The following is a 14,147-nucleotide window of genomic DNA, read 5'->3' as shown; positions in this document are numbered from 1 at the left end:
GAAAGCCGGGTGATTATTTACCCGCCATCCTAGGACATTTGACCGGCGGCTAAAAATGGGTCGCATATTTTCGAGGGGGCATGATGGATGAGCCGCGCGCCTTTCCCCCCGTGCACCCGGTCGCGAGCCTATGGGCGTGCGCAGGGCGGGCCGATCGTTCGCCCTCTGGTATGGGCGTATCGCGGCTGAGATTGGGCGTGCAGAACCGCTTGGCGGTTATTTACCCACTCACCTAGGTGTCAACGATTTGGCGCGAACCGGCCATCTTGCGACACATCGAACGTGTCACGATCGGACAGGCCGATCCGTGGCAAGCTGGTCCAAGGCTGAACCCAACCGCGCACCGCGCGCGATCGATTCTTTACCCACCCTCTTAGGTCTCAACGACTTGACGCGTTCCGCCACTCCTGTGGCACGTCGAGTGTGTCCCGCTTACACAAGCCGGTCATCGGCACGCCGGTCAAAGCTGAGGTTCAACACTTCTATTCCACGCACGCGGTCGGTTACCCACTCACCTAGGTCTCAACGACTTGCCGCGCTGGCTGCCGATCGAGCGTGCTTGTCCACAAAGTACACATAGTGGACACATATCGCTTGACTGTCCAATTAGCGTCCACTAACTATGTGTCCATTCTTCCTTTAGAGGATAGGGGACAGGAATGATTGTTGGATACGCCCGCGTCAGTTCCATAGGGCAGGACCATGCCGCCCAGCTCGATAGGCTGGCAGCGGCAGGAGCCGAGAAGATATTCAGCGAAAAGCAGTCGGGCCTTGATCGCGAGCGGGCGGCCCTGGAGGAGTGCCTTCGGTTCGTTCGAGAAGGCGACGTGCTGCTGGTCACCAAGCTGGACCGTCTGGCCCGCTCGGCGGCGCACCTCCATCAGATAGTCGAAACGCTCGACGGAAAGAACGTTGGCTTCCGCGTTCTGGATGATCCCTCGCTGGACACAACGACCAGGACAGGGAAGCTCGTGTTCGGCATCCTCGCCAGCATCGCAGAGTTCGAGACTGCCCTACGCAAGGAACGCCAGCTTGAAGGCATCGCCAAAGCGAAAGCCGAAGGTCGGTCAGGTGGACGACCCGCCAAGCTGACCGGCGAGACCAAGGCAGAAATCTTGCGCCGGAGTGCGTCCGGTGAGAGCGTGCGCAAGATCGCCGAAGCGGTCGGGTTCAGCAAATCGGCGGTTCAAAAGGTGGTGACAGAAGGCGCGGGTGGTTGACCATGGACACGCTCATAGCCATCGGCGCCCTGCTTCTCTTGGCGCTTCCGTACGTCATCGTTCATATGAGCCTCAATGACGGCCACCTGATTAACAAACGCGACCGGCTGCGGCGCCTGGAAAGCCAAAAGCAAGACACCTGGTTCACCCAATCGCCTGAGCACAGGAACAGGCGTACGAGGTGTTGACGGGCAGCATTTTTATCACCTGAGATTGAGTGTGCGAGATGACTACCTGCGTAGGGTGCTGCCGCAATTCTCTGATTATCCTTTAGAAACAAAGCATTATTTGCGACATATCATAGGTTCTAACAATTGCGACACATCATAGGTCTCATTCGAATTTAGCCGCTGCTCTCGTCTAGCAGCCTTCCGCCTCTTCGGCATGGTGCCGACCTTCTCATCCGCCTTGTTCAGGGCGTCCATTCCTTCCATCGCAACACTCAACGCCATGCGTTGACACACTCAAGGCCGCCTCGTGCTGGTCCGGTCTTGGGTGCGTCGGCGCGTGTGCGTTCTGCTGTTCGCTAGGAAGGCTATGGGCGGCCCTGAGCTTGGTTGGCTGGAATGGTCAGCACCATCCCCGAGATGCGCCATACGCCCGCGTGACGAAGCGTGGCGAGCATCCTCGACCCAACTCCCAACCATATGAAAGACCAGCACAATGTCTCTCTCTGCATTCCTCGAAACTGCCGACTTCATCAAGACCATGGCCAACGGGGCTTCGGTCGAAATCTACACGGACGGCGCTGCCGAACCGTCTAACCCAGGCCCTGCCGGTTCCGGCTTTGTGGTCGTCCATGAAGGCGTGGAAGTCGGCCATTGGTCCGATCATCTCGGCATTGCGACCAACAACATTGCCGAGTTAACGGCGGCCATCCGGGCACTTGAAGCGCTCGACGCCTTGAACCGGACGGACCTGTCCGTGGTCATCGTCTCGGATAGCCAGTATGTCGTCAACGGCTTCACCAAGTGGCTTCCCAGGTGGAAGGTCAACGGCTGGCGTGGAGCCAACGGCAAGCCGGTGAAGAACCGGGAACTTTGGGACCAGCTCATAGATGTCGCGGCGCGCTTCCCGAAGCTGGGTTGGCGTCATGTCTATGGACATTCTGGCAACAAGTGGAACGATCGGGCCGATCAGTTGGCCAACGCAGCGACCTTGCCGATTGCGAGGGCTGCGTGATGTCAGAAAGTGCGCAGATGATACGCGTGCTTTCTGCGGCTGACCTCCTTCACCTGGATATTCCGGAGCGTGAACCCATGCTTGGCTCTTGGTTGGCTGATCGACAGACCGGCATGATCTACGCTGAAGCTGGTCTCGGAAAATCAATGCTTGCTCTGGCCATGGCGCTTGCCGTGGCTGGAGGAGGTTCGTTGTTCGGGCGTTGGGCGGCGCCTAGACCCCGGCGCGTACTGATCATTGACGGGGAGATGGACCTCATCGATCTGAGTGAACGGGTGCGCGTCCTCATGCCGACGATAGACGGGATCGACAAGGAAGCGGCTATGGCCAATCTGAAGATCGCTGCCCGCCTTGGGCAGGAAGGGGGCGACTTCATTGACATAGCCAGCACAGAGGGGCGGGCGACCGTCCTTGACCTCGCTGAAGAGCATGACGCAGACCTCATATTCTTCGACAATCTCTCGACGCTTGCGACCATCGGGGACGAGAATGCAGCGTCTTCGTTCGACCCCGTCCTATCCCTTCTGGTCGCACTGAAAGCCGAAGGGCGGACTTCGATCCTCATCCACCACGCCAACAAGAAGGGCGGATATCGGGGGACTTCGAAGATGACGGTTCCACTCAACATCGTCGTCCATCTGACCAGACCACAGGGGCTGTCGGAGGAAGGAGGGGCAGCATTCGACGTGGTCTTTGAGAAGGTTCGCTCCCGCAGGGGCGACGATGTCAGACGGTTCACAGCCAAGCTCGACGATGGCCATTGGACCACATCAGGGGGAAGCAATGACCAGACAGACCAACTCCTAAGCATGGTCAAGTCCGGTCACTACACCTCTGACGCAGCTTTGGCGAAGGCCCTCAAGGTAGACAGATCGACTGTGAGCCGCAGGAAGAGCGCTGCGATTGGCGAAGGGAAGATCACCAAAGCCGAATGGGATGGGTGCTTGTCGGAGACCAAGACCATGGTGGGGGCGATCTAAGCCAAGCTCTTCAATGGAGATTGGTCTCATGGAACGGGATCGGGTGCGGGATAATTCTCGCATCCATCCACCCCCTCATCTGTTTCAATACCGCAAAGCCCTTGGCCAGTCCAAACGCCAATCCTAACACCCGGCCCAAAGCCTGACCTTAAGCCAGTCCTGACAGCCGGAGGACTTCAGTCCGGAGGCATACAGCAGCACGTTGTTGCATGGTCTCCTCCTTTATGCACGCAACAGCGCAACAGGCTGGTCTCACCCATGTCCAGCCTGGAGATTGCCGAGCTGACGGGGAAGCTGCTCGGCCATGTGACGCGCGACATCCGCACCATGCTGGATGAGATTGGAGAAGACGCCCCCAAGTTTGGGGCCATCTATTCCGACGCCTACGGACGCGAGAAAAGCTGCTACCGCCTCATCCAATTTTGGAGAGGGGTACTACATCTCAGGCTATGACAGCATGGTATCGGGGGAGGACCACCGGCTGTTCTCTACGACGCGCAACTCCGGGCTTGGGTCCAGCCTCGGTTCCAGCGTCCCGGTCATCAAGACGCTGGGTGACATCGGAAACCTGTTGACCAACATCGGGGCATCGGCCCTGCGCTCTGACCAGAATTTCGACCAAAAGGATGCGAGCATGGCGCGGGACTTCATCCCGTTCGCTCGAACGATTGGCATTCTCAACGCAACAAACTGGCTCATCACTTCGACGCTGCCGAAGCGTGCGGATGGGCCTCTCATCAAGAAAGCAGAATAATGAACGACACCCCGACCCGCTCGGGCGCGCTTGTCGAACTGGCACGCGGGCTTGGGCGGATCGAGGGAATGGTGGTGATGATGCTGGTACGCTCGTAGAGCTTGCTGAGCGGGTGGAAGAGCACGGCTCCTCCCGCCGCGCTGAACGGTAGGTAAAGCGAGATGATTCGGCGGTGTGTTTTCTTGCATTCGGCTTTTGTAGTTGCCCGGTCACTACGCACAAGGACGTACTTGGTATGTAATCAGGGATTGCGCTATTGATTCAGCCAGCATTTTAGGAAAGTTCGAGTTGCGCGTCCTTCGACATTGGTTGCGTTACATTTTGTCGAACGTTGCGCTGCTTGATAGCCTCTGGTTGAGGCTCGCGCAGAGAGAACCCAGCACATGAGCATGTTCACACAATTTCCTGCGTTTCGATTGGCCTCGATCGCGGTTGCAACTGCCGTTAGCCTTGGCGGCTGTTATCAAGTCGATACACCGATTATAACAAGTGGAGATTACGCTCCCGTGGCAGGAGATTATTTCTGCGCAAACCAAATAACAGGTCAGAAGGCAAATGCGTCAATTGTAGAAAAGAAATCCGGGTTTCTATGGCCTAGCTATAGCTATGACGGCGGGGATGGAGTCGAAATTATGCTCTCCGATCTCGGAAATAGTTTATTCCTGATGCAAAGTACGCAGAATGGAAAAATCAATATCGAATTCTTGGAGGTAGAGGATTCTGGAATCAGCATTCTTATTGCCAACACGATGTCATTTGGCCCGCAGATTGACGCACTGGCGAGCAAGAATCATGTTTCCCCGCATCTACTCCAAAACGGCCTCGTGTCACTATCTGGTGATCCAGCTGACATTACAGCTTTCCTTTCAAGCCACTCTAAAGGGATGATGGCTGTCGCGATCAGTTGCTCAAAAAAATAAGGGGGCGATTGCCTCCCCTAAAAGTCAGCGAACCTAAAAATCTGAGGATCCAAAATTGCGCCTTCTCTTCTCTCTGGCTGTAGCCGCAATTACAGTGCAAACCACGTCTGTCTTCGCGGGCGGAACAGTAGATATCCAGGCGGGATCTCCGGATATAAAGCCCTATCTGGCCCTGTGGGAACAGGTGAACCCGAACATCGTGAAAGAGGAAGGCAACAATCTGCAAAGCATGGTGTATTGCAATCTTCAGTTTGAGACGAAGAATGAATTTGAGCTTCGGGATGCAGAACTCGCGATCTCAGATCAAATTCATAAGCTGTCGCCTGACATGAGCGGGTATATTTCAAATCTCAAATACACGGTTTACTTGGGTCGTTATGATTTTGATCGACATGGGTTCCCCACCCTCATGGATCAATACCCGATCAAGAATCGCAAACTCATTGCAAACATCAAAACTCCAAAAAATGATCGTTGCTGGCATCCGAATGAACAAGGCCGTGGCGGCGCGATGTTCGAAAGGAACAATGGTGAGATCTATTGGTGGCCGGGTGACAATGAGGTTCCTGAGTTCATCCCCGTTGAAGAAAAAGAAGCCAGGACACTCGTTGAACAATCCGTTTCGAATACGCTGATTTTGAGAATATCAGCAAGGGCAAAGATCGATCTCAAAAACTCTGGCACCTATGATTACAAGGGGTCACTGGAGAACGTAACTTCCTATATTACGAGTCTAGAAGACAAGAGCTTGATGGACCTGAATTATTCTGAATTGGTACACAAGAGTGGGCCCTCAGAAACCAGCGAAGCTACCCCACGGACTTCAAGCGGCTCAGAAACACCCCCCCCTCAGGCTCCGGTGGCAGCGCTCCCAATGACTCAAGGAGAGCTTCAATGGATAACAAAGGGAAATGTCGCCTCTCTGAACATCCCTCATACTAACAATGACGGGTGGGTAGGCGAGTTCGTAAAAATCGAGTGCGACAAGGAAGCAGAAGGAAATGTTGGCCTGTCCGTGATGTTTATGGGCGCACACAATTACGATGGCAAATGGCTCGGTTCCGAGGCCATTGTCGATGGTAGCCCGTTCTCAGTGCCCACATTCTGCGGAACAGATGAAGGTGGCCCTACTTGTTGGCTCAAGCTCACGAGGGATGCTGCCTCATCAATGATGAGTTCTGAATCCTTTGCAGTTCAGGTGGACGGCCACGAGCTGGTCAACATGAAGACAGCCTCTGCTGTGAAATCCGTCGTTGGAGCATGCACTGGGAAACCTGTCGTCACAGAAGCGCCCGCGCCCGCCAAGACAGACACTTCGAATACCCCCGCGAATTCAAATGCAAGCGCAGCCGGGTGGCAGATCGCTGACAGCAAGAACGGCAAATTGGCGACCTTGTCCGGGATCAATCCCGGTGTCGATCTCAAGATCTCTTGTGCTGGCCCCAAGGCATTGAGATATCAGTTCGATGGTCACGGAACTCGCGTCTCGGATGTCACGCTCCCTAATGCCGACGAAGACATCATTCTGAAGCCTGACGTGAAGGGCTATTTGTCCAACGGCGATGCCACCCGTTTCATCAAGGAAATAGCGAATGTGATCGAGGAGGTAAAAACCTACGGAGCGTACGATCCCAACGCCTTCTCCACGCCGATCTACGTCAACGGGGAAATGGGCGTAAATAGCGTATTGGGTGACATCACAAAGGTTAGAGAGATCGTCAGAAGCTCCTGCCCTGCTGACATGCCTCCCGCCTCAGGTGGCTCTTCTGCCAGCGCGGCATCTTGTGCCGACAAGCTGCATACCTTCTACCAAGCGGCGGAAGACAATTTTATGAGTAGCGTCAAGCCATCCGTTAGCATTGGCTATTTTTCTCGCTTTTGTGCTTACGCACCCGCATTCATAAACGCAATGGATGCAACATGGCAAGCACAGGCCAGCTGTCCACCCTTCAGAACTAAGTATCCGAAAAATTACCATGCCGTGGAGGGGGGCGCTTCTGGCCTCCGCCAAACATACAATGAGACTTGTGGCTGACCTCATTTCGGATTTGCCTGAGTCGCAGCCTCCTAGTCTTTATTGTCTCCGGTGATGAAACTATGAGCAGGTTCGGCTTGTTTGAATAGCTTTGTGCCGATTTATAAGTGAATCTTGGCAGCTTTCGTGCTGCAATCTTTTCGTGCTGCCGCTGCTGCTGCGGCGGCGGCTGAGCTTGAATTGAAGCGGAAGCTGTCATTTGCGGTCTCCAGAATATAGCAGCGATGCGTGTGGCTATCGAGGAGGACAACCGCAAAGGCTGTCCTTCTGTGGGCAACCGAGTAGTACCAGACCGCCCACGCGGACAAGGTGCCGGGCGGCGTGTTCTTCGACAACGGGCCAAACGGGACGCTGATGATCTTCGACAAGGTCACGGGGCTTCCTGTGACGCACGTTCGGGTTCCGTTTGGCACACTGGCCGATGATTTTGAAAGGTTCATGGAGGCCAAGCGGCGCGCGGACGATGAGGCGGCCATGCAGCTTGCCGAACGGAACCGGCGAATGCAGCTCGACAACGAGAGCAATCCGCTATCTCAGATGAACCCGTTCTGATCGGAGCGAAAGACAGAGCATAGCGCCGCACTGCGTAAATCGGTGCGGCGCCTTTCCTATTGAGCGCACAACGCAACCCAGGAGCATTTTCAATTGAGCAAGACGGCTGACCGCGACGCACTCGATATGTTCCATGAGGCATTGGCCGAAGAGCTTGCGCTCCGCATTGAAGACGGACGCATCACTTCCACGGACCTTGCCGTCGCTGCGAAGTTCCTCAAGGACTACCGTGTGGGGCGCGGCGCCAACAGACGCCCAACTTAAACCAGATCGATTCGTCCAGACCTACCGTCCTTGAAGAGGTATTGTGGTCGGGGTGTTGTGGTCAGCGTTGTGGTCACTCGCCAAATTCAAGACTCGGCATGAATGGCTAACTTATTGATTTCGTTGTTAAATTAAAGATATTGAATGGCCTAAAAATGGATTGGCTGGGGTGGCAGGATTCGAACCTACGGATGGCGGAATCAAAATCCGCTGCCTTACCACTTGGCGACACCCCAGCAGCCGTTAGGCCCGGGTCATATAGCGACAATGGTCGTGATCCGCAACAACCGATGAGGGGCACCGTTGGTTCGGGCTAACAAGCTGGGATTGGCGCCGTCTTGGGAAAGAGGGCGGCCCCGGAGCCGGGGATGCCGGAGCCGGGGCCGATGGAGTGCGGTGTGTCGGGCGGCGTCGGAGCGTCAGCCCGTGCGCACCGAGGCGAGGAAAGTCTGCATTTCCCGGCGCAACAGATCGGACTGCTTGGAGAGCTCGCCCGACGAGCCCAGTACCTGTTCGGCAGCGGCACTGGTCTCGGTTGCCGTACGGGTCACCATCGCGATGTTCTTCGACACCGCCCCCGTGCCGGTCGACGCGCTGTGGACATTCTGTGCGATGTCCTGCGTCGTGGCCGATTGCTCTTCCACGGCGGCGGCGATCAGCGAGGCAATCTCGTCCATCTTCTGGATGGTGGCCGAAATCGAATCGATGGCACCGACAGCCGAGCCGGTCGAGTTCTGGATCTCTGTGATCTGGGCGCTGATCTGCGCCGTCGCCTTGGCGGTCTGGTCGGCGAGGCCCTTGACCTCGGCGGCGACCACGGCAAAGCCGCGTCCCGCTTCGCCGGCGCGCGCCGCTTCGATGGTGGCGTTGAGCGCCAGGAGGTTCGTCTGACCGGCGACATTGCCGATGAGGTCGACGATCTCGCCGATCCGCTGTGCGGCTTCGGAGAGGTCGCGGACGGTTCTGGCCGTGCCGGCTGCTTCGGTCACCGCATTGGCAGCCATGCGGGCGCTTTCGGCGACCTGACGGCTGATCTCACGCACGGAAGCCGCGAGTTCCTCGGTGGCGGAGGCGACGGTGTTGACGTTCTGGGAGGCTTCTTCGGAGGCCTGTGCCACTTCCGTCGAGCGGTTGGAGGTCTCTTCGGCCGAGCCGGTCAGTGTTTCGGCAGCGGACTGCAACTGGTTGGAGGCCGCGGATACAGACGAGACGATGGCACCGACCGAGCGCTCGAAGTCGTCGGCCAGACGAGCCATGGCCTGCTTGCGTTCGCCGGCGAGGCGTGCGTCGTTGGCGGCGGCCTGTTCGGTCGCGGTCCGGGCGTCTTCGACGGCGTTTTCCTGGATCGCGCCGACGGTGCGTGCCATGGCGCCCACCTCATCCTGACGATCGGTGCCGGGGACGACGATGCCGGTCTTGCGGGCGGCAAGACCCTCCATGGCAGCGGTGAGCTTCTGGATCGGGTTGCTGATGGAAAGCGCCACAAGCCACATCACGATCAGGCCGGCGAGCGCGGCGCCACTGGAGACGAGGAGCTGGCTCTTCACGCTTTGCGTCTGGGCGGCGTCGGTGTCGGCCGCAAGCTTGCTTGCATCGGCCATGACCACCGAGCGCGGTACGCCGATGATCACCGACCAGGTCTTGCCGGTGCGACCGAGGGAGATCGGCGAGAACATCTTGAGCCGGTCATGCTCGGCATCAAGATAGACCTCGTCCTTGTTGTTGGCGACGCGCTGCATGTCGTCCTGCCAAGAGTTGTCGAACTTGGAGAGCGGACCGCCGATGCCGGTGGGATCGATGCTCGAGGCGACAACAAGGGCATCCTGCGTGACGATGGTGACGTCACCGGCACCGCCGTAGATCTTGGACTTGACTTCCTGGGCCAGCGTCTGGACGAAGTCGAGATTGAAGTCGGCACCAGCCACGCCCATGAACTTGCCATTGACGGTGATCGGAACCGACATGGTGGCAAGATGAACAGCCTTGCCTTGCACGATATAGGGCAGCGGGGCCAGAAGGCTCTCGGTGCCGGTTTCCTCGGGGCCGATGAACCAGCCGCCCTTGATGAGGCCGTTGGTGTGCTTTTCGCGGCTGTCATATTCCACCAGCGGCTGAAGGGCGATCTTGCCGGTGACATCGCGCGTCCAATAGGGCAGGGCGCGGCCCGTGGCGTCGGAGCCGATGTCCGCCTTGCCCGTGAAGGCGGCGTCATTGCCATCAATGGCATTGGGCATCCAGGCGCTGTAGGTTCCGTTGAAGCGAGGATTGTCCTTGAGAACGCCGAGCAGGGTGGCGTTGAGCTGGGTCCGGCGCATGGCCGCAGGCGTCGCCAAAGCATCCCCGGACGCCATGGTCTCGAAGGCACGGGCCATGTTGCGCGCGGCGCTGAAAGCTGTGTCGACCTCGGTCCTGACAACCGCTGCCTGGGTTGCCGCCAGGTTCTGAAGGGCTTCCTGCGCCTTGGCATCGAGCAGGCTGTAAACGCCCTTGTTGGTCGCTTCATTGGTCTGGCTGTTGGAATAGACGCCGTAGCCAACCACAGCGCCGACTGTAGCAAGCAAGCAGACAGCGGAGAGAGAGGTGATGCGAACCTTGATTGAATGGATGTTCATGACGGATCTCTCCAGTGTGTATCCGGAACATCTATCTGGCGTGCATGATTAATTGGTGATTAATCTGAAGGCAGGGTAAGTGTTATTGTATATAAGTTGTCTGTCCATTGCTGATCATCGATTTATATCATTGTATTATCCTGCGATTTTGGACTGGAATATTGTCATTTTTATATAGGAATTGCGCGAAATTGAACAAGGAAATACGCGTTCAGGTGGTTGTGTTGCTGGTAGCTTGACGCTTTGACATTTGAACTTGCATTGCACTGTTGCTGGCCATGTTTGTGTAGTCTGCATTGGATGAGCGCTTGGCGTGTACGGATGGAAAGCAGTCTTCGCCGAAATGTGGGATTTTTTCCCTGGCGCGTAGCCAGGACCGGAGGGGCCTGTCCGTCCACCTGGATAATGGGGTGGTCAAACTGAGATCCGTGGAGGGAGATTGCGGGCTTCAGGGGTGAAATTTGAATGGAAAAATGAAATTCAATATGCCAATTTCAAATTTATGGATTTCGTGGTTCGCTTTTCGAAAATCTGGAGGTGCCCATGTCCGATGGTTCTTTCGGCCTTTCCGCATGGCAGACGCGGCGCACATTCATCGGCACGGGGCCGCTGGCGGAGAGTGTCGCGGTCGATATGGCGATCATCGGTGCGGGCTATTGCGGTCTCGTGGCGGCGCTCCATCTGGCGCGCGCCGGCAGGTCTGTTCAGGTGATCGACGGCAAGGAGATCGGCGAGGGCGCATCGGGGCTGAACGGCGGCCAGGTCATTCCCGGGCTGAAATACGATCCCGAGACGTTGCTGTCGCGTTTTGGTACTGCCGGACCGCGGCTGGTGGATTTTGCCGCGTCCACGGCGGACAGTGTGTTCGGTCTGATCGAACGGGAAGGGCTCGACGTGCCCGTGGTCCGCAACGGCTGGATCCAGGCGGCGCATACGGAGACAGCTCTCAGGCTCGCGCGGGAGCGCGACCGGCAATGGCGGTCCCGCGGGGCGGATACGCAGCTGCTGTCCGCTGCCGAAGTGGCGGCCATGACCGGAGCCAACGGCTATGTCGGCGGCTGGCTCGACCGACGGGCCGGCACCATCGATCCACTGGCCTACGTCACCGAACTGGCGCGGATCGCCGCCGAGGCCGGCGCGCGCATTGCGACGGGAACCCAGGCCTTGCGCCTCGAACGCCGCAACGAGCGCTGGATCGTGCAGACATCCACCGGCGCAACCGTCACCGCGCGCCATGTGGTGGTGGCGACCAACGCCTATAGCGACGGGCTCGTCCCGGGCCTCGCGCGGACCCTGGTGCCGCTGCATTCCTTCCAGGTCGCGACCGCGCCGCTGCTGCGTGAACTCGGCGAGAAGATCCTGCCCGGCCAACAGGCGGTCTCCGACAGCCGCCGCATCCTGGTCTACTATCGCAAGAGTCCGGATGGCCGCCTGATCCTCGGTGGCCGGGGGCGCATGTCGGTGCCGCGATCGGCCGCTGACTGGAAGCATCTCGAACGGGCGCTGCGGCGCCTCTATCCTGATCTTGCGGACATATCGATCGAGCGCCGCTGGTTCGGGCGGGTCGGCATGACGCCCGACCACCTGCCGCATCTGCATGCTCCGGAGGCCGGATTGATCGCCGTTGCCGGCTGTCAGGGGCGGGGCGTCGGCCTGATGACCGCCCTCGGACAGGCCATTGCCCGGCACATCCTCTCGGGCGATCCCGACGAACTGCCGTTCCCGCTGTCGCCCATTCGACCGATTCCCTTCCATGCCTTCCGGCAGATCGGCGTCGCGGCGGCCATTCTCTGGTACCGGACGCTGGACGCCTTTGAAAAGTGAGCAGGCGGCGACAAAAGCGCCCTTGACAACTTTCAAATTTATGAAAATGTAATACGTAATTTCACGAATTGGAGCCTTGCCGTGCCCGTAGAATCCGGTTCGGCCCGGCGGTCCGTTGCGGCGCCCTGGATGTTCCAGGCTGCCATGGGCCTGCCAGGCGCCTTCGTCACACTGGTCTTCATTCTCTTCGCGCTGGCGCTGGTGCTCTTCCTGGCGCTGCGAGGCAATGACGGCTCGCTGCTCGGACAGGGCTTCACGCTTGCCAACTTTGAGGCGCTGGTCACCGATCCGCTCTACGCCATGGTGATGGCGCGATCCCTGGTGATCGCCGGGATCGTCACGCTGGCGACCGTGGTGACCGCCTATCCGGTGGCGTGGTACCTGGCCTTTCACGCCGGGCGGCGCCGGTCGCTGATCCTGTTCCTGGTCACCTTGCCCTTCTGGACGAGCTATCTGCTGCGCGTCTTCGCCTGGCGCATCATTCTTGCCTATAACGGCGTGCTGAACTCGGCTCTGATCGGTCTCGGCATCATCGATCAGCCGCTGACCCTGTTCATCAACTCGCCGGCGGCCGTGGTGATCACGCTGGCACACGCCTATGCGCCCTTCGCCATTCTGCCGATCTATGTGGCGCTGGAAGCCATTCCGCCATCCCTCAAGGAGGCTGCGGCCGACCTCGGGGCCAAGCCCTTCGCCACCTTCCGCCGCGTGATCCTGCCGCTGTCCATGCCCGGCGTGATGGCCGGCGCCGTGGTGGTCTTCGTGCCGACGGTTGGTGATTATGTGACCCCGGCGCTCGTCGGTGGTCCCGCGAGCACCATGATCGGGTCGCTGATCCAGAGTTCCTTCGGCAAGGCCAATGACTGGCCCTTTGGCGCCGCACTGGCGGTGGCGGTGATGGCCGTCATCCTGCTGGTCGGGCTGGTGACGCGGTCGGTCAACCGCCGCGCGGGAGGGATCGCATGACCCAGCGCGCAACGGCCTCGGGCGGCTGGCTCGGCCCTTATGTCATCGCCTATCTTGTCTTCCTGTATCTGCCGGTCGCCCTGATCGTGCTGTTCTCCTTCAATGACGCCGTGCAGGCGGCCTTCCCTCTCAAGGGCTTCACGCTCTCCTGGTATGAAGCGCTGCTCGCCAATGAGACGCTGCGGGGCGCGTTGATGAACAGTGTCGGCATCGGCTTGACGGTTTCCCTGGTCGCGACGGTCTGTGGCGTGACCATCAGCTATCTGGAGATCCACGGCCGATCGCGCTTTGCCACGCTTGTCTCCGCCGTGGCGCGCCTTCCGCTGCTCATTCCCGGCGTGGTGATCGGCATCGCCCTGCTGATCCTGGTGAACCTGTCCGGATTGGGGCCGTCGCGCCTGTCCATCGTCATCGGCCATGTGCTGGTGGCACTGCCGGCAACGGTGATCGTGCTGCGCGGGCGGTTCCAGGCCATTCCCCGGTCGATCGCCGAAGCGGCGGAAGACCTTGGCGCCCATGACGGCGTGGTGTTTCGCCGCGTGATGCTGCCGCTGGCGCTGCCGGCCGTGGCCTCCGCCGCCATGCTGGCCTTTCTGACCTCCTTCGACGAGTTCATCGTCGCCTTCTTCCTGGCCGGGACCGAGCCGACGCTGCCGCTCTACATCTGGAGCCAGCTGCGCTTTCCCAAGTCGCTGCCGATGGTGATGGCCCTCGGCAGCGCCATCCTGGCCTTCTCGATCCTGCTGGCCGGCGCGGCGGAAGTTCTGCGCCGCCATTCGCCGGGTCGAGGCCCCGCATAAACAACAGCCGCAAAAGGCGTCAACGAGGAGAACAGCAT

Annotated in this window: 14 protein-coding genes, 1 tRNA gene and 1 pseudogene; 12 read left to right on the top strand and 4 right to left on the bottom strand. The window is 58.8% G+C overall.

Annotated features, from left to right (window positions below; genetic code table 11):
* Positions 1-659: 659 nt before the first annotated feature.
* The 5 genes from L2I41_RS17235 (at position 660) to L2I41_RS17215 (ending at position 4,136) form a co-directional block, all read left to right on the top strand.
* Entirely contained in the window at positions 660-1,220 is a 561-nt protein-coding gene (locus L2I41_RS17235) for a recombinase family protein (RefSeq protein WP_237154818.1), read from the top strand.
* 663 nt (positions 1,221-1,883) lie between these two features.
* Entirely contained in the window at positions 1,884-2,402 is a 519-nt protein-coding gene (locus tag L2I41_RS17230) for a ribonuclease H family protein (RefSeq protein WP_237154817.1), read from the top strand.
* 17 nt (positions 2,403-2,419) lie between these two features.
* The gene (locus L2I41_RS17225; RefSeq protein WP_237154816.1) at positions 2,420-3,382 is read left to right on the top strand and encodes an AAA family ATPase; all 963 of its coding nucleotides are present in this window, start codon (positions 2,420-2,422) and stop codon (positions 3,380-3,382) included.
* A gap of 258 nt (positions 3,383-3,640) precedes the next feature.
* A complete protein-coding gene (locus tag L2I41_RS17220; RefSeq protein WP_237154815.1) occupies positions 3,641-3,835 on the top strand; it encodes a Rha family transcriptional regulator in 195 nt (64 codons plus the stop codon).
* Positions 3,836-3,839: 4 nt separating this feature from the next.
* Positions 3,840-4,136 carry a hypothetical protein gene (locus tag L2I41_RS17215; protein WP_237154814.1) on the top strand — a complete coding sequence of 99 codons (297 nt, stop codon included), beginning with the start codon at positions 3,840-3,842 and terminating at the stop codon, positions 4,134-4,136.
* Positions 4,137-4,206: 70 nt separating this feature from the next.
* On the opposite strand, the pseudogene L2I41_RS17210 reads toward L2I41_RS17215, so the two are convergent.
* Positions 4,207-4,290, bottom strand: a pseudogene (locus L2I41_RS17210) (ATP-binding protein); the annotation flags it as partial.
* 229 nt (positions 4,291-4,519) lie between these two features.
* Here L2I41_RS17210 and L2I41_RS17205 point away from each other — a divergent pair.
* Both L2I41_RS17205 and L2I41_RS17200 read left to right on the top strand, forming a co-directional pair.
* A complete protein-coding gene (locus L2I41_RS17205; RefSeq protein WP_237154813.1) occupies positions 4,520-5,056 on the top strand; it encodes a hypothetical protein in 537 nt (178 codons plus the stop codon).
* Positions 5,057-5,111: 55 nt separating this feature from the next.
* Entirely contained in the window at positions 5,112-7,091 is a 1,980-nt protein-coding gene (locus L2I41_RS17200; RefSeq protein WP_237154812.1) for a hypothetical protein, read from the top strand.
* Between the two features lie 101 nt (positions 7,092-7,192).
* On the opposite strand, the gene L2I41_RS17195 is transcribed toward L2I41_RS17200, so the two are convergent.
* Positions 7,193-7,459 carry a hypothetical protein gene (locus L2I41_RS17195; RefSeq protein ID WP_237154843.1) on the bottom strand — a complete coding sequence of 89 codons (267 nt, stop codon included), beginning with the start codon at positions 7,457-7,459 and terminating at the stop codon, positions 7,193-7,195.
* Here L2I41_RS17195 and L2I41_RS17190 point away from each other — a divergent pair.
* Positions 7,446-7,643 (top strand): hypothetical protein, encoded by a 198-nt coding sequence (locus L2I41_RS17190; RefSeq protein ID WP_237154811.1) that lies wholly within the window; start codon positions 7,446-7,448, stop codon positions 7,641-7,643. The genes L2I41_RS17195 and L2I41_RS17190 overlap by 14 nt on opposite strands.
* A gap of 93 nt (positions 7,644-7,736) precedes the next feature.
* A complete protein-coding gene (locus tag L2I41_RS17185; protein WP_237154810.1) occupies positions 7,737-7,907 on the top strand; it encodes a DNA packaging protein in 171 nt (56 codons plus the stop codon).
* A gap of 161 nt (positions 7,908-8,068) precedes the next feature.
* Here the strand turns inward: L2I41_RS17185 and L2I41_RS17180 are convergent.
* Positions 8,069-8,143 (bottom strand) — tRNA-Gln (locus L2I41_RS17180).
* Between the two features lie 183 nt (positions 8,144-8,326).
* Positions 8,327-10,519: a methyl-accepting chemotaxis protein gene (locus L2I41_RS17175; RefSeq protein ID WP_237154809.1), complete on the bottom strand. Its 2,193-nt coding sequence runs from the start codon at positions 10,517-10,519 to the stop codon at positions 8,327-8,329.
* Between the two features lie 543 nt (positions 10,520-11,062).
* Here L2I41_RS17175 and L2I41_RS17170 point away from each other — a divergent pair.
* The 3 genes from L2I41_RS17170 (at position 11,063) to L2I41_RS17160 (ending at position 14,109) form a co-directional block, all read left to right on the top strand.
* Positions 11,063-12,343, top strand: a complete 1,281-nt coding sequence (locus L2I41_RS17170) for an NAD(P)/FAD-dependent oxidoreductase (RefSeq protein WP_237154808.1) — start codon at positions 11,063-11,065, stop codon at positions 12,341-12,343.
* A gap of 129 nt (positions 12,344-12,472) precedes the next feature.
* Positions 12,473-13,309 carry an ABC transporter permease gene (locus tag L2I41_RS17165; protein WP_237154840.1) on the top strand — a complete coding sequence of 279 codons (837 nt, stop codon included), beginning with the start codon at positions 12,473-12,475 and terminating at the stop codon, positions 13,307-13,309.
* Positions 13,306-14,109, top strand: a complete 804-nt coding sequence (locus L2I41_RS17160; protein ID WP_237154807.1) for an ABC transporter permease — start codon at positions 13,306-13,308, stop codon at positions 14,107-14,109. The genes L2I41_RS17165 and L2I41_RS17160 overlap by 4 nt, the downstream gene beginning before the upstream one ends.
* Positions 14,110-14,147 lie beyond the last annotated feature (38 nt).

The sequence above is a fragment of the Oryzibacter oryziterrae genome (assembly GCF_021864535.1).
GTDB classification, from domain to species: domain Bacteria; phylum Pseudomonadota; class Alphaproteobacteria; order Rhizobiales; family Pleomorphomonadaceae; genus Pleomorphomonas; species Pleomorphomonas oryziterrae.
The sequence above is the reverse complement of the archived record's forward strand: the minus strand, read 5'-3'. Positions and strand labels throughout refer to the sequence as shown.

Coding starts and splice junctions, on each gene's coding strand:
- L2I41_RS17235 (WP_237154818.1), top strand. CDS start 660: ATGATTGTTGGATACGCCCGCGTCAGTTCCATAGGGCAGGACCATGCC.
- L2I41_RS17230 (WP_237154817.1), top strand. CDS start 1,884: ATGTCTCTCTCTGCATTCCTCGAAACTGCCGACTTCATCAAGACCATG.
- L2I41_RS17225 (WP_237154816.1), top strand. CDS start 2,420: ATGATACGCGTGCTTTCTGCGGCTGACCTCCTTCACCTGGATATTCCG.
- L2I41_RS17220 (WP_237154815.1), top strand. CDS start 3,641: ATGTCCAGCCTGGAGATTGCCGAGCTGACGGGGAAGCTGCTCGGCCAT.
- L2I41_RS17215 (WP_237154814.1), top strand. CDS start 3,840: ATGGTATCGGGGGAGGACCACCGGCTGTTCTCTACGACGCGCAACTCC.
- L2I41_RS17205 (WP_237154813.1), top strand. CDS start 4,520: ATGAGCATGTTCACACAATTTCCTGCGTTTCGATTGGCCTCGATCGCG.
- L2I41_RS17190 (WP_237154811.1), top strand. CDS start 7,446: ATGATCTTCGACAAGGTCACGGGGCTTCCTGTGACGCACGTTCGGGTT.
- L2I41_RS17175 (WP_237154809.1), bottom strand. CDS start 10,519: ATGAACATCCATTCAATCAAGGTTCGCATCACCTCTCTCTCCGCTGTC.
- L2I41_RS17170 (WP_237154808.1), top strand. CDS start 11,063: ATGTCCGATGGTTCTTTCGGCCTTTCCGCATGGCAGACGCGGCGCACA.
- L2I41_RS17165 (WP_237154840.1), top strand. CDS start 12,473: ATGTTCCAGGCTGCCATGGGCCTGCCAGGCGCCTTCGTCACACTGGTC.
- L2I41_RS17160 (WP_237154807.1), top strand. CDS start 13,306: ATGACCCAGCGCGCAACGGCCTCGGGCGGCTGGCTCGGCCCTTATGTC.